Source organism: Ignavibacteria bacterium, assembly GCA_025612375.1.
Classification (GTDB): domain Bacteria; phylum Bacteroidota; class Ignavibacteria; order Ignavibacteriales; family SURF-24; genus JAAXKN01.
Genome location: JAAXKN010000028.1, coordinates 1 through 16,539, shown reverse-complemented (window position 1 = coordinate 16,539; position 16,539 = coordinate 1). Strand labels below are relative to the sequence as shown.

Sequence of the window (16,539 nt, the reverse complement as noted above, 5' to 3'; positions counted from 1 at the left end):
GTTATTGCCTTTCATTATTGGTTTTTCCTAGCAGCTCCTGTTGATCTTCTTTTGACCAGTTCAACAGGGACTAAAACTTTTTTTGGACTTTTGACCTTTTGGTTCAGAATATCTGCCATAAGGCGCATGACCTCTCCCCCGAGTTCAATTTTTGGAACCCCTACTGTACTTAAAGGCGGGTCCAGCAAGTGGCTGGCCTCCACGTCGTCGAAGCCGATAAGAGAAATATCCTCTGGTATCCTCAGGCCCGACTCCTTCAGGTACTGCATGACGCCAATAGCCATGGCGTCATTGCAGGAAAATATGGCGGTTACACTTTTATTTTCCTTCAGCAGTTTTTTTGCGGCGTTGTAGCCGTTTTCCCTGGCCGGGTAAGGCTCATCGATAACGCTCATTTTAGAATTATAGATAAGGTCCGCACTTTCAAGTGCGACCTTATAGCCCTGGAAGCGGTCGCGTATGCTGGGGTGCTGAATATCGCCGGCCACAAAAGCTATGTGCTTATGGCCAAGTTCAACTAAGTGCTGGACGGCCTGCATTCCCCCGGAGAAGTTATCAATGAGGACTACAGGATAGTTTTCAGCCGGGGGGTAATAGTCTACAAAGGCCAGCGGGAGCTCATATTTTTCGAGGCACGTAATTACGTCTTCGGGCACTTTTCCTGCAATAATCACCCCGTCTACATTTCTTTCCAGTACGCAGCGCGGCAGGCGGTCCCCTCTCTTAAAGTCGGATTTTATGATGGTAAGGAGTATATAATATTCGTTCTGGCGTGCTTCGAATTCGGTGCCCAGGAAAATGTGCGTATAGAAAGGTTCCGAACGGAGGAAGTGGTCTTCGGTAACAATAAAGGCAAGGTTGCCGGTTTTGCGCGATACAAGCCCCCGGGCAGACCTGAAAGGGTGGTAATTCAGGTCCTTAATGGCCTTGTTTACGCGCACGCGGGTTTCTTCTGAGATCTTTTCATGTTTATGGATCACTAGAGAAACCGTTGCAATTGAAACCCTGGCCTTCTTTGCAACATCTTTGATTGTAGGAGCCATAATGAGTCAGTTAAACGTTTTAATAGAAACAAATATTTTCCCGCCACCTTGTCAATGCCTTAAAAAGGAGAAACCTGGCTTTGGGCTGAGGCTTTTAAGGCAGGGCATTTTTTTCTACTTTTTTCCTGAAAAAACCGGAATTTTTGCGTTATCTTTAATAGTTGCAGGAATGAGGAGAAAAATTTCTACACTGGTTAAACATGGGGCTGTTTTATTAAAACCGGGCACTTCCCGCACCTTTTTGAGAATACAATCTAAATGCTTATTTTTGGACATTTTTCAAATAAACAAAGGCCGGTAAAATGAACACAGTAGAGCTTATAAGAAAGAAAAGAAACGGAGAAGAGCTCTCCGAAGTTGAAATCGGGTTTTTGATCAAGTCATACATAAAAAATAAAATACCCGACTATCAGTTCTCAGCACTCTTAATGGCAATATTTTTTAACGGGATGACAACCGGTGAGACCGCAGCGCTTACAAAGGCCATGCTCTACAGCGGCAAGGTAATAGACCTGAAGCCGATTCCGGGTGTTAAAATTGACAAGCACTCCACGGGCGGCGTGGGAGACAAGACCTCTCTTATTCTGGCGCCTATTGCAGCAGCAGCCGGGATAAAGGTTCCCATGATCTCCGGGCGCGGCCTGGGCCATACGGGAGGGACACTGGATAAGCTGGAGGCAATACCGGGCTTCAGGACAGATCTTTCATTAAGCCAGTACAAATCTGTAATTAAAAAGTGCGGCACCGTTCTAATAGGGCAGACCAAAGACATAGCACCCGCAGACAAGCTGATCTACGCATTAAGGGACGTAACGGCTACGGTTGAATCTATTCCTTTAATTACCTCAAGCATTATGAGCAAGAAGCTGGCCGAAGGAATTGACGGGCTTGTGCTGGATATTAAGACTGGATCGGGCGCCTTCATGCGCGAGCAGAAAGAGGCCAGGAAGCTTGCCGAGGCTTTAATTAACACGGCCAAGGCATTTGACAAAAAAGTAATAGGCTTTATAACCGATATGAACCAGCCCCTGGGCCGCTACATAGGCAACTGGCTGGAAGTATATGAATCGATCAGGGTGCTGCAGGGTGAAAAGTCGGACGACCTGATGGAAGTAACGCACTCACTTACTGGCGCCATGATTTATTTAGGCGGCAAAGCCTCATCAATTGAAGAAGGTGTTGAGGTATCGCGTGAGATGATCACCTCAGGCAAGGCATTTGAAAAGCTTATTGAAATTGTAAAGCTTCAGGGAGGGGACATAAACCTGGTCAAGAACCCTGGAAAGTATCCGAAGCCGCGCATAGTTGAAACCGTAACAGCCCCAAAGTCGGGGTACTTTAACGCAATTGACAACTTCGCTCTTGGAATGGTATCCCTTGAACTTGGCGCCGGAAGAATGACAAAAGAAGATGTAATTGATCCCAAGGCCGGAATTGTATTTTATCCCAAGCTTGGCGACAGGATTAACAAGGGGGACGTGATTGCAGAATTCCACACCGACAGGAAAAATAAAATTGAAGATATGAAAAATAAACTCTATAATATTATTAGTATTGATGAGAAAAAGAAGGCAAAGCCGAAACTAATTAAAGAGATACTTATGTAATAATTTAAGGAGGCAGAGATGGCTGGAACTAATGATCTTATTACAGAGCTTACAAATGCGTACTGGGCAGAGCTGGAAACAGTAATAAACTATCTTTCCAGTTCAGTTAACCTGGACGGCGTAAGGGCCGAGGAAATAAAGAAGTCGCTTGCTGCAGATGTAACCGAAGAGTTAGGGCATGCGCAGATGCTGGCAAAAAGGATAAAGGAGCTGGGGGGAACGATCCCAGGCTCAATGGACTTCAAAAGGGAGCAGAGATCTCTTCAGCCCGGAAAGGATACAACTGACGTTGTAAATGTGATAAAGGGCGTTCTGGAGGCCGAGGAATCTGCAATTGCACAGTATAGAAAGATCATCAAAATGTGCGAGGGAGAGGATTACGTGACACAGGATCTGTGCATAGATATATTATCCAATGAAGAGACCCACCGTTCACTTTTCCACGGTTTCAGTCTGGAGTATTCTAAGAAATAATCCTGCTCTGCGTTTATTTGACATAAAGCCCCGGAAGGAATATCCCTTTCCGGGGCTTTATTTTTTTACAGCAGAGCCGGTTTTTAATAAAAACTTCATTTTTCTTCAATTGGCGGTTGCCTATTTGCCGAAAAATTATATTTTTCGTTTAGTTATAAATAGCTTAATTCTTGCAGCTTTTTTTTCTTTGGGAGAATTGTCATAATGGTTTTCTTAATTTCCTTACTTGCCGCTGCCGTTGCTTTCGCAGTTCACGTTACAGCCAAGAAAAGATACAGTAAGTCAGAGGCAACATTTGCCGGTGCTGGTGCGGTAATAGCGCTTATTATTGCCCTGCTTCAGGTTTTCACCGTTATTCCGGCAGGATCCGTGGGAGTTGTGGATTTTCTGGGAATGGTTAGTGACAACACGCTAAAAGCGGGCGTCAATCTTGTAAATCCTTTGGCAAATGTAGTTAAATTCAGCGTTAAAACGCAGGAAATCAAAGAAAGCATGACTGTACCTTCCAAAGAAGGGCTGACCGTTCAGCTTGAGATCAGCGTTCTCTACAGCCTGAATCCAGAAAACGCTTCAAGAGTTTATAAAACCCTCGGTGAAAACTACGCCGAGATCATACTGGAGCCGCAGTTCCGTTCTGTTGTAAGAGGCGTTACATCGGGCTATGAGGCAAAAGCGCTTTATACTTCACAGAGGGAGGAGCTGGCAAGCAGGATTGAAAAAGAGCTCTCAAAGCTTGTTAACCGCAGAGGCATTACAATTGAAGCCGCACCTCTCAGGCAGATCATTCTGCCGGCAGGGCTTACCGCTTCAATTGAAGAAAAGCTGAAGGCCGAGCAGGAAAGCCAGAGGATGGAGTTTGTGCTCAGGAAAGAGACCCAGGAAGCAGAGCGCAAAAGAATTGAAGCCAAAGGTATTGCAGATTTTCAGGATATAGTATCCAAAGGGATATCGACGCAGCTTCTAAAGTGGAAAGGCATTGAGGCCACAGAAAAGCTTGCAAACTCGCAGAATTCAAAGGTAATTGTAATTGGCTCAGGGAAAGAGGGGCTTCCGGTCATCCTTGGAAATGACAAATAATAAGCTTAAATTAGCCTGAACTGCGGAGTTAAGGAGGAGTAGTTTTACTTATCCAGATTAGTTTTAACATTAAAATTTTTAACATAGATATGCTATTTCCCAAACAGATAAAATTAAACGGACAGACTTCCATGTCCATTACATGGAACAATGACAAAGTTCACACATACCCTTTGAAGTTCCTGCGCGATGAGTCGCCTGACGCCGGCAATAAAGGAGAAACCATACTGTGGAAGCACTACGATGCCATGCCGCAGGGGCCCGATAAGCCGGGTAAATATGAAGTTGCTTCAATTGAGATGGTAGGCCAGTACGCAATTAACATCAAGTGGAAAGACGGCTACAGCTACGGAATTTACTCCTGGGACCTGCTCTGGAGGCTGGGTGAATATCTGGATGTTAAGGATAATCTTCATCAGGATTTTGAACATGATCACGATCATGAACATCACAACAAGAAGAGGAATGAAGGGGACAAATAAAGTCCCCTTTTTCTTTATTTAAGCTTCTTTTCTACGGTTTCTTTGTTTAAGACTCCCCGAGCGCTTTCTTTATATCCTTCACAAAGTTGGATTTTTCAGTAAGTCCCATATAGCTTGAAACCACCCTTCCGGTCTTATCGAGTATGAATGAAGTCGGGATCGATTCAACCGTACCGAAGGAGGCCAGTGCAGTAGGGTCGTAGTAAACGACAGGATAATTTATGCCGTACTGCTGGATAAAAGGGACGACGTCGTTAATTGTATTCTCCTGGTCGAGGGAAACACCGATTATTTCAAAATCCTTCCCCTTAAATTCATTTTTCAGTGAGACGAGGTCCGGAATCCCCTTTCTGCAAGGCGGGCACCAGGTGGCCCAGAAGTCCAGGAGGACTACTTTTCCCTTATAGTCGGAAAGTTTAATTTTCTGTCCTGAAGTTGTAGTCAGTTCAGAGGTTGTGCCGCCGCCCTTGTAGTTCGGGGGATATGGCCCCTGAGAGGGTTCATTTCTTGAGTTATTAACAATAAAAAAGATTGCAATAACAACAATCAGCACACCCGTAAAAATCAGGTTTTTATATTTTGGATCGATCAAAGGTTTATTAACCGGCTGTTTAGTGCCGATTTTCCTTTCTTTTGGCTTATTCTGACTCATTTTGTCTCCCGATACCCTTTTATACATTAAACTAAATAGTATTTATTTTGTTCCTGAATTTTCAAACACAGCTCTTTTCCGCAGAATCGTAAGGCGGAATAAAATTACGGTAATCCCTCATTTAAATTAAAGAAAAACCGCAGCTTATTAAACAGAAATATTAGCTGATAATTTGATGCATGAAATTTAATTCGGTTACATTTGCCTTTTAGTTAAACCTGCCTATTAGTTAAATTTGCTTTTCTTTGCCGGGTATGGCAAAGATGCCTCCGGCCAGGGCGCCGTAGAGTGTTGAGATGTAGGGATTGCCCTGAATGGGGCAGCTGCCCGATTTGCATCCGATAAAATAGTAATAAGCGTAGCCCGCCAGAGCGCCAAGCATGACCGGCAGGACTTTTTTAAGCAGGATTTTTTTGTCTATAGTCATTATATCTGTTTTACCTCTTCCGGGTTCTTAAAGATTTTTATCCGGGGCACCATTCTCCGTAACTTTAATTAATATGATGACTTGCGGGCAAAAAAGATTCAGAGGGCTTCTTGCTCTTAATAATATCATTTAATACCTTTAAACAATCAATAAAGTTGAAACAAGGAGCGTTCTATGCCGGAATACCAAAAACATCTGTACATGATAGTTTTTCCTATAAATGCTCTTGTAGCATCTCAGCTGGAACCTGAAAAGTTTGGTGAACACTACACAATGCTCAGCGCGAAGCATTTCAGCGGCAAGGTTATCTTTGCCGAACTGGATATAAACTTCAGGAACGATTATTTTGAGATTGAAAGGTATCTTTCCCTTACCGTAGCACACGAAGACGGGACCCCAAAAAGGACAAAGTTTATCAGCTCCTACAATGTTCTGGAGAATGTGGATCTTTCGGCGATTAAGGAACTGTTTCTTGTTACAACAAACGGCAAGGTGCTTCCGGTATCTCCTGCCGAGTATACTGCCGTCAATGAGCCGGGACTAATAAGGATTTATCAGGAAATATGCCCACTTGAAACGCTCGTTGCCTCAACAAAGGACCAGAGGGATTTCGGGAAGTTTATTACAACACAAACCAGAAGCAAAGGCGCTCCGAAGATTTGTTTTACACAGATTGAATTTAACCTGGATGAATTCTACAGGGAAAACAAGAACAGGGATATTATTACAGTTGAACTGCCGGGGGTGAATGCATACCGTTTTTACGATTGCATCATGGAGCTTAAGAGCAATCCGGAGAAACTTACCAAGACCATCAGCCTGGGGAGCATATTAAGGGACATTTCATACAAGTTCCTGCGCCACGGGTTCTGGTTTGCAAAGGATGATGAGATGAGGTTTTTCCCTATGCCTTCACTCTCAGAGCTCGAGAACAAGTACTTCTACTGGTGGAAGTACGTGAGATAAGAGACAGTTAAAATTAAATATAAAAAAAGCCCTGCAGGACTTAAAAACCGTGCAGGGCTTTTATTTTAATAGTGTGATCTTTTTATTTTTCCAACGCCCCGATTTCTTCCATCATTGCGCCGGATTCCGTTTTTTCCCTGGGGGCTCCTCCCCACTCGAGGACAACAATTTCGCCCTTTACCACTCCGTGTCCAATCATTCCAAGCTCTTTTGCAGCCTTGTATGAAACATCTATAATACGGCGGCTGCCCTTGGGAAGCCTGTCGTTGATCTTCAGTATTACCGATTTGTTATTTGAAAGATTTGTCACCTTTACCTTTGTACCGAAAGGAAAATTTCTATGAGAAGCGGTAAACTCATTCATATCGTAGAGTTCCCCGCTCGCAGTTTTTCTGCCGTTATGCTTCTTACCGTAATAAGAGATCTTACCTGATTGCAGCTCAACAAGGCTATCTTTGCTTACAGCCACAGTGTCAATGTGAAGAACTCTTTTTACGGTATGCGCCGTATGGTTTATTTTCTTTTTTATTTTAGGTATAGGTCCTGAATTCAGCATCATCAGCGGAATCAAAATATAATGGTATAAACTCACATGCATCTCCGTAATTTCTTACACATAAATTTTTACAAAGATACATTAAAATAAATAAAATTGAAAATTTACTTATTTTTGCTGGAAGCGGCTTACTGATTTTAGGAAGCTGAGGGGAGTTAACTTTGCTTTACTCAATTTTTATATACCGGACGAAATATGACTGAAGACATTTTATCAAATTACCTGGGCCCAAAAGCTGAAGGCATTGAGGTCCTGAAAGAATTATTAAACACAGTGCTTGACCACCAGGCCCAATGGCGCCGGAGCTATTATGATGGCGACGCATCTCTTTACAAGGAAAAGCCCACGGTAAGCGCGAAGCTTGAAAAAGAGCTGAAAGAATTCTTAGAAAGAAGCAGCAGGAGCCTTCCCTACTTTCATCCGCGCTATGTAGCCCAAATGGTGAAAGACCCTTCTATTCCTACGGTGCTCGGCTACATCGCCTTTATGCTCTCCAACCCCAATAACCACGCCTACGAGGGCGGGCCGGTTACAACGGAGATGGAAATGGAAGTTGTAGATTTAATGCTCAGGATGACGGGGCTTCAAGGCGGATGGGGGCACCTTTCCAGCGGCGGCTCGCTTGCAAACATGGAGGCATTATGGGCTGCGCGCGACTTTTACAAAGAAGGCCACGTTTACTTTTCAGAAGTATCGCACTACTCGTGGAAAAGGATCTGTCAGATACTGGCGATAAAGGACTACAAGGAAATTCCGGCAGATAATAATTTCAGAATGAATACGGATATACTGGAAAGCGAGCTGAAGAAAAATAAAGCTATGCTTGTAATGGCAAACCTGGGATCCACGGGCACCGGGAGCATCGATAATATTGAGGCCCTATTAGAGCTCAGGAAGAAATATAATTTCCACCTGCACGTAGATGCAGCATACGGTGGCTTTGTAAAAAGCGTGATACTAAACGAGAGCTTTAACGTGCTTCCCTACAGCAAAGAAAAGATGAATTTAAGCGAATACACATACAGGCAGCTTTCGCTCCTGAGGGAGGCCGACAGCATCACCGTTGATCCGCACAAGCACGGACTCATCTCCTACGGTGCTGGTGCCGTACTCTATAAAAACGAGGAGTTAAGGCGCGTTCTTCTTAACACCGCGCCATACACATATCACAAGCAGGATAAGCCTAACATCGGGATGTTCTCTCTTGAGGGTTCGCGTCCGGGCGCCATGGCAGCAGCGTGTTATTTAACCTACAAGGTATTGCCGCCCGTTCAGCCGGGCATGGGAGAGCTGATAATAAATTCACTTTCGGCAAGCAGGAAGTTCTATGAATTAGTTGAAAATTCCGCATCTCTTAAGAACCTGAACCACCCGGATCTGGATATTAACTGCTTTTACCTTAAAACCGACAAAAAAGATATTTCGGAATTAAACAAAAAGACGCTTGAAGTTTACAGAAGGCTTTCAGTTGAAGCTGAGGCTCCGGAATTCATTATATCCAAGTTTGTAATTCCGCCGCACCTGGCCAAGGCAGTACTTCCTGAATACACGAACAGGAACAATGAAAATTTCTCAGCCTTAAGGGCAGTTTTTATGAAGCACTGGCCGGCTCTTGATGACTTTTATTACATTAAAGAGCTTGTAAGGCAGCTTGAGAATAAATAAAAAAAGCATCCTTTGGCACTAAAGCCAAAGGATGCTTACATTAAAACAAACACTTATAATTCAGGCCGTTAAATGTAGTAGTTTCCCGCGGCTTCCGGCTGATAAAGGATCTCCTCGACCCTGATCCTTCTTTTCCCCTGAGGCATTTCCCACTCCAGTTCATCTCCAATTCTTGAACCGATTACAGCAACGCCAATGGGAGCCAGTATGGAAAGCTTCCCCTGTTTTATATCTGCATCAAAGGGAAAAACCAGCGTAAACGTAGCCTCTTCATCAGTGTCGAGATATTTAATCCTGACCTTTGAACTCATCGTGACCACGTCTGATGGAATATCAGGCGGCTGCACTACAACTGCATGTACGAGTTCGGTCTTTAATTCCAGGAGGTATTTATTGTCAATATTGCTAAAACGGTAAGAATTCGAAATTAACCAGTTAAATCTCTTCATGTCGAAATCTGTTATAAATATGTTCTTACTCATTATCCTCTCATTAGTTGTATAACGAATGTTTACATATAGTAAAACATATTTCATGTAAAATACAAGGCATCTATTGAGCTTTGTACCTCAGGTCACGTTATGTTCAAAATCGGGTTCTTGGGCAGCAGGTGCTAACATTTTAAGCTTTGAGGCGTCAAATTAATTAAAACCAGGGGTAAGTCCCCTTTTATAAAATTTTCAAAAATTTTTTAAGCCGGGTACAATATTTTTTCGGGTGATGCGTTTACATAAATAGAAAGTATCTGATTATGGAGAATATTCTGGAAGATTTACTAATTGAAAAGTGCCGCCGGGGCGAAGAGGATGCCTTCAGGGAGCTTGTTAAGATTTACCGCAGACAGCTTTATTCGTACCTGTGGCGTTTAACGGGTGACAAAATGCAGGCCGAGGATGCATTCCAGGAAACGCTCATTAAGGTCTGGAAGGCTATAGGGAAATACGACCACAGGGACCGTTTCTCCTCATGGCTTTTTTCCATCGCCCACAATGCGGCCATGGATTCAATCAGGAAAAACAGGGCGAGAATAAATCTCTTTCAGGCAGATGAAGTCGAGATGCATAGTTCGGGAAGCAATCCTTACTCCGAGTGCGTTGGTAATGAGCTGAAAGAAATAATGGAGAAGATAATCGGCGGCCTGCCTGAAAAGCAGAGGCAGGTATTCCTCTTAAGGGAACACGGCGGAATGAGTTTTAAGGAGATTTCGGAGGCTACGGGGGAGCCCCTGAACACTGTTTTAGGGCATATGCATTACGCAGTAGAAAAAATAAAAAGGGCGTTGAGGAAGAAAAATGCAATCTAAACTTGTTTGCGAAGAATTTGAAAGAAAGATGTGGCTTTTTATTGATAAGAGCCTGACAGAAGAGGAAATGCGATACTGGGAAAGGCATACCCGTGAGTGCGCTCTTTGCAGCAGCCGGCTTTTGGAGGCCAAGGACACTCTTTCGCTTTATGAGAGTATTCCAATGGATGATATTGAAGAGGAAACTTTTAATGTAATGATAAAAAAGGCCGCAAGGGAAAGCCTGTTCAGCCGTTTAAGATCCGGATTCCCTCGTACTCTTAATGAATATCTTTTTGATGGATTTTTCAGAAAGTTTGCCTTTGGGGGCATGGCTTTATCTGCAGTACTGGTAATCCTTTTCTTCATGTATAAGCCTGAAAGCCTTCCGGAATTAAAGAAGTATTCCGCCCCAAGGCCTGAGAGAGCGCCTCTTGTAAGTCAGAATATTGCAGACAAGAAGGAAACGCCCGCAGGCCAAATGAGAAAGACTGAAGTCACGCCTGCAAAATATGAGTGGAAAGACAGGCGTACGGCACTTACCATAAGGCACGTAAGCGCTTCTCTGGCAAGGCTAAAGATTAAAAAGGAAAATTACGAAAGGCTTGATGACTGGGCGCTTCAGGCAATGGCGTTAAAACAGAAAATGGAATTTATGAAGACGGAACTTACAAAGTCAGCCATGTAGGTAGACGGCACAAAAGCTATTTTAACAGAAATTTTAATTATTTATCACCGGAGTTAATATGAAATCGATCAATGTATTATTAATAGCAGCCCTTATGTTTATGGGTTCATGCCTTCTGGCGCAGGAGAATACCAAGTCTCCGAAGCACCCCAAGCAGCCCAAGAAAATCCACGTTGTTCAGGATGCGGATTCTAGCGACACTATAGTTGAGATTCCAGATATTGATATACCGGAGATACATATTCCGGAAATAAAGGTTTCTATAGAGAAGGAAAAAAAGATTTTAGATGAGCTGGGGCCAAGGCTTAAAAAAGAGATGGAAAAGATTAAGAAGCTGAATAAAATGAAATACAACAAGCTTCTCATGGATAACCAGTTCAGAAGCTTTGAGTTTCCTTTATTCGGCAAAAGGAGCAAAGAGGACAGTGAGCGTCTGAAGAAGATTACAGAGCTGGAAATAGAGACTGAAGGTCTGGGGCTTGAGTACCAGAAGGCCGAAAAGGCTGAACGCGGAAAAATAAAGTCGGACCTGCAGGCAAAGCTAAGCGATCTTTTTGAGCTGAGGGAAGATAACCGGAAAGAAGAGGTAAAGGATCTGGAGGACAGGCTTTCGGAGCTTAAGCAGACTCTGGATGAAAGAAGAAAGAATAAGGATAAAATAATCAGCAACAGGCTTGATGACCTGACAGGAGAAGACGATAATACAGAGTGGTAAAAAGCGCAGGATGGTTATAGGTCGGAATGGTGAGAAGACAGAATGACAACCTGAACAAAGAGGCGGGCTCAGCTGAAAAGGGCCCGCCTCTTTTTTTATCTCACAACAGCTTAGCCGGAAATTTCATATCTTTTACCTATCTATAAACAAAGCTTTTTTCTTTAAGAATGCTTTCAAGGATTCAGGATGATAATATTACGTCCAGGAGCGCTGATTACACGATTTCAGGCAGCGTAAAGCTGCACACGGAAATCTTATGCACACAGGGCACCGGTAAGCGCCGTGCACTTTTCCTACATGGCGGGGGCGTTACGGGTAATCACACTATAGTAAGACGCCCTTCGATGTGGCTTTTGAGCAAAGGGGTTTTTGACGAGATAATTATGCCCGACAGGCGGGGATGCGGTGGGAGCTCCCCTTATACCGGACTTACTTCCACAGGCGAACTGGCCTGCGACATGAAAATCCTACTAGATGAAATGAAGATAAGTGAGCCTTTAACCGTTATAGCTTCTTCATACGGGGGCCCGATTGCACTAATTCTTGCATCCATCGGCAAAAGAATTGAGAAAGTAATTCTCCTGGGCTCCTCCCCTATGCTTACGCTTACAAAAGGAATACTTGAAATGCCCTACAGTCTGGGGCTTATTGTGCCAACTATTAAACTTATAATCAGGCTTTTTACAGGGCGGGCAGGCACTAAAGGTTATCCAGATCTCGACTTTGTCTATGATATTACTTCTATATCAGGCTATATAGGGGCGCAGATTGACATATTAAAGAAAATAAAGAGAAGCCGCATCTCCTCTATGTTTCTGCAGGCTGAATCTGTTTTTCATAAAGAGAATATGAGTCTACCCTTAGATATAAAAATTGAGGTGCCCGTTATACAGGTAATCGGTGAGCGTGACAGCGTATGGGAGCGCAACATTCCGGCAAAGTATCTGAAGAATATGCCTTTTTTTCATCAGGTCATAATTAAGGATGCTTCTCACAAGGATATTTTCCTGAAGGCGGATGAATTTCTTAAAGGGGCCTTAGAAGCTCTAAGCGCTGAGGAATAAAAAACCGCCGCCTTTATTTTTCAAAAAAGACAGCGGTATTTAATCAGAGGTTATAGAAAAAAAATTTTGACAAACTATCTGCCTTAGTGAACTACTACTGAAAGCCCTCTTACAACTGAAGCCAGTCTTATGGCGTCAAATACCCTTGCCTGCGAGGTGCCGAGGTTTCTTACTGAGGCCTCGTGTGAACTGACGCAGCTCTCGCAGCCGTTAACGGCTGAAACGGCCAGGCTTACAAGTTCAAAGAATTCCTTACCCAGCACGGGGTTCATCATAACGTTCATCTTAATGCCTGCCGGCATGTTGTTATAAGTTTCATGCTTTGCAAAGTGCCTGAACCTGTAGAGGACGTTGTTTACAGAAAGCATTGAAGCGCATGCGTGGATTTCTGCAATTTCAGCGTCCGTTGCCCCTTCATTCTTTGCGTAATCTGTAAATGAGCACGTGAGGATCTCATTTCTTTCATTTGAGGCAACAGCCAGGGCTAAAAGGTATGCCTCTTTAAGCGAAATATTCTCTGAATTAAGCGTATTTTTCAGGTTAATTCTCAAATCCCTCAGATAGCGCGTATCCCCGGCTACCATGGCCTCAAGTGAAGTAAACTTCCGGCCTTCATCAATTCTTAAATCCTTAAGAAGATCTGTTTTTGTTTCCTGTAATGACATTTTTATTCTTATTGTTTATTGGTAATGCGTGTGTAAAAGAATTAAATTACTTCAAGAAGTCAGGGGCAGCCCCTCAAACGCCGCCCCTTATTCTCTTTTTCCATGGCCTTAATTATCCTTTAAGGGTTTCCTGCCCCTTCTGCCAGTTGCACGGGCAGAGCTCGTCAGTCTGAAGGGCGTCAAGAACTCTCAAGACTTCCTTAACATTACGTCCGACGCTCAGGTCGTTGACCGATACAAACCTTATGATTCCCTCGGGATCGACTATGAAAGTTGCCCTGTAGGCGATTTTTTCGTTTGCCTCAAGAATCCCCAGTTCCTCGGCAAGCGACTTGGACGTATCTGCCAGGAGCGGGAACTTAAGATCGCTTAAGTCGTCGTGGTGTTTTCTCCAGGCGAGGTGTACATACTCAGAATCAGTTGAGGCGCCAACAAGCAAGGCATCCCTATCACGGAACTCCTCATAATTTTTATTAAACTCTGCAATTTCAGTCGGGCATACAAATGTAAAATCTTTCGGATACCAGAACATTACCATCCACTGGTTCTGTTTTTTATGGTCTTCGGAAGTGACTTCCTGAAACTCTTTACCGTTTTCGATTGAGACTACACTTTTCTTTTTGAATTCCGGGAATTTTTGACCAACAGTTAACATTTTTTCCTCCATTTGGGTTTTAATGACAAATTAATTTTTAATAACGTTTATATAAATTTCTTTGTTGTGGTACTAATATATTGCCCTGTACTTGATAAATCAAATTGATTATTTTTATATTTGTATAGATTTTATCTATAATTTAAGTTTAAACTGATTTTTGCCTTTAAGGGGCATAATTACTTTAAGTTAAAATAAAAGGCTGAATTTTCAACAATTTTCAAAATAATTTATAAGCGTTATGGTATCATTAATACAGTTATCCTATATAGTTGCCGTAGATAACTACAGGCACTTTGCAACGGCTGCAAAACACTGTTATGTTACGCAGCCGACGTTAAGCATGCAGATTCAGAAGCTGGAAGAAGAGCTGGGCATATTGATCTTTGACCGCAGCAAGCAGCCGGTGGCCCCGACAGACATAGGGCGTTCTATTATAGAGCAGGCCAGGCGGACACTGCAGGAGGCGGCAAGGATACAGGACATTATTGAGCTCCAGTCGACGGAGGTTTCAGGAACTCTCCGCCTTGGGGTAATACCGACGGTTGCGCCATATCTGCTGCCGCTTTTTCTGGACTCTTTCCTTAAGAATTATCCCAAGGTCAATATGATAATTGACGAGATACAGACTGAGCAGATACTGGAGAAGCTGAGGAAAGAGGAAATTGACTTAGGGCTTATGGCCACGCCTTTGTATCAGAGCGACCTGATAGAAAAGCCTTTGTTCTATGAGCCCTTTGTAGCCTACGTATCCAAGGACCACAGGCTTTTCCAGAAGAAAAAGATTACGCCTGAGGATCTTTCTTCAAAGGATATGCTTTTACTGAAGGAAGGGCACTGTTTCAGGGGGCATGCCCTGCAGCTTTGCAAGGACGAGAAAAGCCGCGACGGCAAGGAATTGTCGCCTAACCTCTTAAGGTTTGAGGGCGGGAACCTGGATACGTTAAAAAAGCTGGTGGAGAAGAATTTCGGCATGACGCTTCTTCCCTTTCTTGCCGCAAGGGATATTGATAAGGCAAAAAGGCAGCTGCATGTGCGTGAATTCAACTCTCCCGTGCCCAAAAGGGAAATAAGCCTTGTATACTTAAGGGCATATCTGAAAAAGCATATTATCAATGTGCTTGAAGAAGAGATATTAAGGTCAATCCCCGAGGAGCTGTTGTCGAAGGAGAAAAGTCTCATTGTGGGCTGAAAAAGGAGCTTAAAATACAGCTTTGAAGGCTTTATTATTCTGTAGCAAAGAATAATTTTTCTAAATATTTTTGTAGCGTAAAATAAAGGGATAATAATTTGATCGATTTACAGAAAATTATAGTTGTAGGTGACCGCGTACTGATTAAGCCGGAAGAAAACCTGGAGAAGACCTCGAGCGGGCTTTACCTGCCGGCCGGAGTGCTTGAAAGGGAAAAGGTGCAGAGCGGATATGTAATAAAGGCCGGTCCAGGATACCCCGCAGGCGCACCCGCCGATGACGAGGAGCCGTGGAAGGAAGCAAAAGCCTCGGCCAAGTACATACCGCTTCAGGCAAAAGAGGGTGATCTGGCCATATTCTTAAGAAAAGAAGCCATAGAAATAGAAATTGAGAAAGAGAAGTATCTTATTGTTCCGCAGGGGGCAATACTTCTGCTTTTCAGGGACGACCTGCTGAATTTTTAAGCTTCCTGCAAGGCGGGACGGGTAAAATCAGGCAGGAGTATAAGTGAAAGCCCAGTAATGGGCTTTTGCTATTTTAGCCATTGATCCCAATCCCCATTATTCACTCCATATTGAAAAAGTATATTTTTTAGGCTATTTTGAGGTATGATTTCAAATGAAGATAAAATAAAGCTGCTTAAAATAGCTGAAAAGTATAAGGTTTCAAAAATCTATCTTTTCGGCTCAAACCTTGATTCATCCAGCGAATCAAATGACATTGATCTTGGTGTAGAAGGCCTTCCGGATAATGTGTTTTTCAGGTTTTACAGCGAGCTCATCTTCAGCCTCTCCAAGCCTGTCGATCTGATTGATCTGAAGAAAAAAAGCCTGCTTACCAATATGGTTAAATCTGATGGCATGCTGATCTATGGATAAATTGTCCCTGAAGATAAAGGCCGAACTGGAAAATATTGAAGATGGCGCTATTGTAGGCTTAAAGGTGGCAGAAATAAACAATGCTATAATACTGAGCATTATCAACGAAAAGAATGAAGTGACAGAAAGAATTTTTAATTTGTAAGTGCAGAAAATATTAACGGGCATTTATCCAGGCTGCAGTATTTTCTGCTTATCATAAGTATCAATTTTCTTTACCGACATCTTCTATCGACCGCCATTTATCCTGTTCCCTAAAAGGAAACATATGGAAATTATAAACATTAACGCCTAATTTTGGCTTTATTTGTTGATTTTTGTTCCCTTTTTTAATGTATTCCCTAATATTAAACACTGATTCAGGAATTGCGCAATGCTGGAAACTGATATTCTGACTAAAGCACTTCAAGAGTTTAAAAATGCTACCAAATGGGAATTTCAGCCCTTGCTG

22 protein-coding genes are annotated in these 16,539 nt (G+C 43.1%); 15 read left to right on the top strand and 7 right to left on the bottom strand.

From position 1 onward, the window contains the following. Window positions 1–14: 14 nt before the first annotated feature. On the bottom strand, window positions 15–1,043 hold the full coding sequence (locus HF312_15170; protein ID MCU7521558.1) for a LacI family transcriptional regulator: 1,029 nt from the start codon (window positions 1,041–1,043) through the stop codon (window positions 15–17). Between the two features lies 1 nt (window position 1,044). Here HF312_15170 and HF312_15165 point away from each other — a divergent pair, with 1 nt between their 5' ends. From HF312_15165 to HF312_15145, 5 genes are all read left to right on the top strand, one after another. Further along, window positions 1,045–1,344 carry a hypothetical protein gene (locus HF312_15165; GenBank protein ID MCU7521557.1) on the top strand — a complete coding sequence of 100 codons (300 nt, stop codon included), beginning with the start codon at window positions 1,045–1,047 and terminating at the stop codon, window positions 1,342–1,344. 1 nt (window position 1,345) lies between these two features. Continuing rightward, on the top strand, window positions 1,346–2,650 hold the full coding sequence (locus tag HF312_15160; protein ID MCU7521556.1) for a thymidine phosphorylase: 1,305 nt from the start codon (window positions 1,346–1,348) through the stop codon (window positions 2,648–2,650). An 18-nt stretch (window positions 2,651–2,668) separates the two neighbouring features. Further along, entirely contained in the window at window positions 2,669–3,124 is a 456-nt protein-coding gene (locus HF312_15155; GenBank protein MCU7521555.1) for a rubrerythrin, read from the top strand. A 204-nt stretch (window positions 3,125–3,328) separates the two neighbouring features. Further along, window positions 3,329–4,201: a prohibitin family protein gene (locus HF312_15150; GenBank protein MCU7521554.1), complete on the top strand. Its 873-nt coding sequence runs from the start codon at window positions 3,329–3,331 to the stop codon at window positions 4,199–4,201. 131 nt (window positions 4,202–4,332) lie between these two features. Then, window positions 4,333–4,683 (top strand): DUF971 domain-containing protein, encoded by a 351-nt coding sequence (locus HF312_15145; protein ID MCU7521553.1) that lies wholly within the window; start codon window positions 4,333–4,335, stop codon window positions 4,681–4,683. 46 nt (window positions 4,684–4,729) lie between these two features. Here HF312_15145 and HF312_15140 read toward each other — a convergent pair whose 3' ends face one another. Together HF312_15140 and HF312_15135 are read right to left on the bottom strand one after the other, a co-directional pair. Then, window positions 4,730–5,335, bottom strand: coding sequence for a TlpA family protein disulfide reductase (locus tag HF312_15140; GenBank protein MCU7521552.1), 606 nt, complete (start codon window positions 5,333–5,335; stop codon window positions 4,730–4,732). Between the two features lie 229 nt (window positions 5,336–5,564). Beyond that, window positions 5,565–5,762, bottom strand: coding sequence for a hypothetical protein (locus HF312_15135; GenBank protein ID MCU7521551.1), 198 nt, complete (start codon window positions 5,760–5,762; stop codon window positions 5,565–5,567). 174 nt (window positions 5,763–5,936) lie between these two features. Between HF312_15135 and HF312_15130 the strand changes: the two genes are divergently transcribed. Beyond that, complete coding sequence (locus HF312_15130; protein ID MCU7521550.1) at window positions 5,937–6,728, top strand: hypothetical protein; 792 nt, start codon at window positions 5,937–5,939, stop codon at window positions 6,726–6,728. 82 nt (window positions 6,729–6,810) lie between these two features. Here HF312_15130 and HF312_15125 read toward each other — a convergent pair whose 3' ends face one another. Then, window positions 6,811–7,284 (bottom strand): septal ring lytic transglycosylase RlpA family protein, encoded by a 474-nt coding sequence (locus HF312_15125; protein ID MCU7521549.1) that lies wholly within the window; start codon window positions 7,282–7,284, stop codon window positions 6,811–6,813. 195 nt (window positions 7,285–7,479) lie between these two features. Here HF312_15125 and HF312_15120 point away from each other — a divergent pair, with 195 nt between their 5' ends. After that, complete coding sequence (locus HF312_15120; protein MCU7521548.1) at window positions 7,480–8,949, top strand: aminotransferase class I/II-fold pyridoxal phosphate-dependent enzyme; 1,470 nt, start codon at window positions 7,480–7,482, stop codon at window positions 8,947–8,949. Window positions 8,950–9,017: 68 nt separating this feature from the next. On the opposite strand, the gene rnk is transcribed toward HF312_15120, so the two are convergent. Beyond that, the gene (rnk, locus tag HF312_15115) at window positions 9,018–9,431 is read right to left on the bottom strand and encodes a nucleoside diphosphate kinase regulator (protein ID MCU7521547.1); all 414 of its coding nucleotides are present in this window, start codon (window positions 9,429–9,431) and stop codon (window positions 9,018–9,020) included. A gap of 269 nt (window positions 9,432–9,700) precedes the next feature. On the opposite strand from rnk, the gene HF312_15110 reads away from it, so the two are divergent. The 4 genes from HF312_15110 to HF312_15095 all read left to right on the top strand — a co-directional run bounded on the left by HF312_15110 (window position 9,701) and on the right by HF312_15095 (window position 12,698). Then, a complete protein-coding gene (locus HF312_15110; GenBank protein ID MCU7521546.1) occupies window positions 9,701–10,252 on the top strand; it encodes a sigma-70 family RNA polymerase sigma factor in 552 nt (183 codons plus the stop codon). After that, the gene (locus HF312_15105; protein ID MCU7521545.1) at window positions 10,242–10,919 is read left to right on the top strand and encodes a zf-HC2 domain-containing protein; all 678 of its coding nucleotides are present in this window, start codon (window positions 10,242–10,244) and stop codon (window positions 10,917–10,919) included. Before HF312_15110 ends, HF312_15105 begins: the two co-directional genes overlap by 11 nt. Window positions 10,920–10,977: 58 nt before the next feature. Next, window positions 10,978–11,634 carry a hypothetical protein gene (locus HF312_15100; GenBank protein MCU7521544.1) on the top strand — a complete coding sequence of 219 codons (657 nt, stop codon included), beginning with the start codon at window positions 10,978–10,980 and terminating at the stop codon, window positions 11,632–11,634. 167 nt (window positions 11,635–11,801) lie between these two features. After that, window positions 11,802–12,698: an alpha/beta hydrolase gene (locus HF312_15095; protein MCU7521543.1), complete on the top strand. Its 897-nt coding sequence runs from the start codon at window positions 11,802–11,804 to the stop codon at window positions 12,696–12,698. A gap of 83 nt (window positions 12,699–12,781) precedes the next feature. On the opposite strand, the gene HF312_15090 is transcribed toward HF312_15095, so the two are convergent. After that, complete coding sequence (locus HF312_15090) at window positions 12,782–13,363, bottom strand: alkylhydroperoxidase (protein ID MCU7521542.1); 582 nt, start codon at window positions 13,361–13,363, stop codon at window positions 12,782–12,784. A 112-nt stretch (window positions 13,364–13,475) separates the two neighbouring features. Then, window positions 13,476–14,030, bottom strand: a complete 555-nt coding sequence (locus tag HF312_15085) for a peroxiredoxin (GenBank protein MCU7521541.1) — start codon at window positions 14,028–14,030, stop codon at window positions 13,476–13,478. Between the two features lie 229 nt (window positions 14,031–14,259). Here HF312_15085 and HF312_15080 point away from each other — a divergent pair, with 229 nt between their 5' ends. The 4 genes from HF312_15080 to HF312_15065 all read left to right on the top strand — a co-directional run bounded on the left by HF312_15080 (window position 14,260) and on the right by HF312_15065 (window position 16,233). Continuing rightward, window positions 14,260–15,210, top strand: coding sequence for a hydrogen peroxide-inducible genes activator (locus HF312_15080; GenBank protein ID MCU7521540.1), 951 nt, complete (start codon window positions 14,260–14,262; stop codon window positions 15,208–15,210). 98 nt (window positions 15,211–15,308) lie between these two features. Beyond that, window positions 15,309–15,674, top strand: coding sequence for a co-chaperone GroES (locus HF312_15075; protein ID MCU7521539.1), 366 nt, complete (start codon window positions 15,309–15,311; stop codon window positions 15,672–15,674). A 144-nt stretch (window positions 15,675–15,818) separates the two neighbouring features. Next, entirely contained in the window at window positions 15,819–16,088 is a 270-nt protein-coding gene (locus HF312_15070) for a hypothetical protein (protein ID MCU7521538.1), read from the top strand. After that, entirely contained in the window at window positions 16,081–16,233 is a 153-nt protein-coding gene (locus HF312_15065) for a hypothetical protein (GenBank protein ID MCU7521537.1), read from the top strand. The genes HF312_15070 and HF312_15065 overlap by 8 nt, the downstream gene beginning before the upstream one ends. The last annotated feature ends 306 nt before the right edge of the window (window positions 16,234–16,539 follow it).

Coding starts and splice junctions, on each gene's coding strand:
- HF312_15170 (MCU7521558.1), bottom strand. CDS start 1,043: ATGGCTCCTACAATCAAAGATGTTGCAAAGAAGGCCAGGGTTTCAATT.
- HF312_15165 (MCU7521557.1), top strand. CDS start 1,045: ATGAGTCAGTTAAACGTTTTAATAGAAACAAATATTTTCCCGCCACCT.
- HF312_15160 (MCU7521556.1), top strand. CDS start 1,346: ATGAACACAGTAGAGCTTATAAGAAAGAAAAGAAACGGAGAAGAGCTC.
- HF312_15155 (MCU7521555.1), top strand. CDS start 2,669: ATGGCTGGAACTAATGATCTTATTACAGAGCTTACAAATGCGTACTGG.
- HF312_15150 (MCU7521554.1), top strand. CDS start 3,329: ATGGTTTTCTTAATTTCCTTACTTGCCGCTGCCGTTGCTTTCGCAGTT.
- HF312_15145 (MCU7521553.1), top strand. CDS start 4,333: ATGTCCATTACATGGAACAATGACAAAGTTCACACATACCCTTTGAAG.
- HF312_15140 (MCU7521552.1), bottom strand. CDS start 5,335: ATGAGTCAGAATAAGCCAAAAGAAAGGAAAATCGGCACTAAACAGCCG.
- HF312_15135 (MCU7521551.1), bottom strand. CDS start 5,762: ATGACTATAGACAAAAAAATCCTGCTTAAAAAAGTCCTGCCGGTCATG.
- HF312_15130 (MCU7521550.1), top strand. CDS start 5,937: ATGCCGGAATACCAAAAACATCTGTACATGATAGTTTTTCCTATAAAT.
- HF312_15125 (MCU7521549.1), bottom strand. CDS start 7,284: ATGCTGAATTCAGGACCTATACCTAAAATAAAAAAGAAAATAAACCAT.
- HF312_15120 (MCU7521548.1), top strand. CDS start 7,480: ATGACTGAAGACATTTTATCAAATTACCTGGGCCCAAAAGCTGAAGGC.
- rnk (MCU7521547.1), bottom strand. CDS start 9,431: ATGAGTAAGAACATATTTATAACAGATTTCGACATGAAGAGATTTAAC.
- HF312_15110 (MCU7521546.1), top strand. CDS start 9,701: ATGGAGAATATTCTGGAAGATTTACTAATTGAAAAGTGCCGCCGGGGC.
- HF312_15105 (MCU7521545.1), top strand. CDS start 10,242: ATGCAATCTAAACTTGTTTGCGAAGAATTTGAAAGAAAGATGTGGCTT.
- HF312_15100 (MCU7521544.1), top strand. CDS start 10,978: ATGAAATCGATCAATGTATTATTAATAGCAGCCCTTATGTTTATGGGT.
- HF312_15095 (MCU7521543.1), top strand. CDS start 11,802: ATGCTTTCAAGGATTCAGGATGATAATATTACGTCCAGGAGCGCTGAT.
- HF312_15090 (MCU7521542.1), bottom strand. CDS start 13,363: ATGTCATTACAGGAAACAAAAACAGATCTTCTTAAGGATTTAAGAATT.
- HF312_15085 (MCU7521541.1), bottom strand. CDS start 14,030: ATGGAGGAAAAAATGTTAACTGTTGGTCAAAAATTCCCGGAATTCAAA.
- HF312_15080 (MCU7521540.1), top strand. CDS start 14,260: ATGGTATCATTAATACAGTTATCCTATATAGTTGCCGTAGATAACTAC.
- HF312_15070 (MCU7521538.1), top strand. CDS start 15,819: ATGATTTCAAATGAAGATAAAATAAAGCTGCTTAAAATAGCTGAAAAG.
- HF312_15065 (MCU7521537.1), top strand. CDS start 16,081: ATGGATAAATTGTCCCTGAAGATAAAGGCCGAACTGGAAAATATTGAA.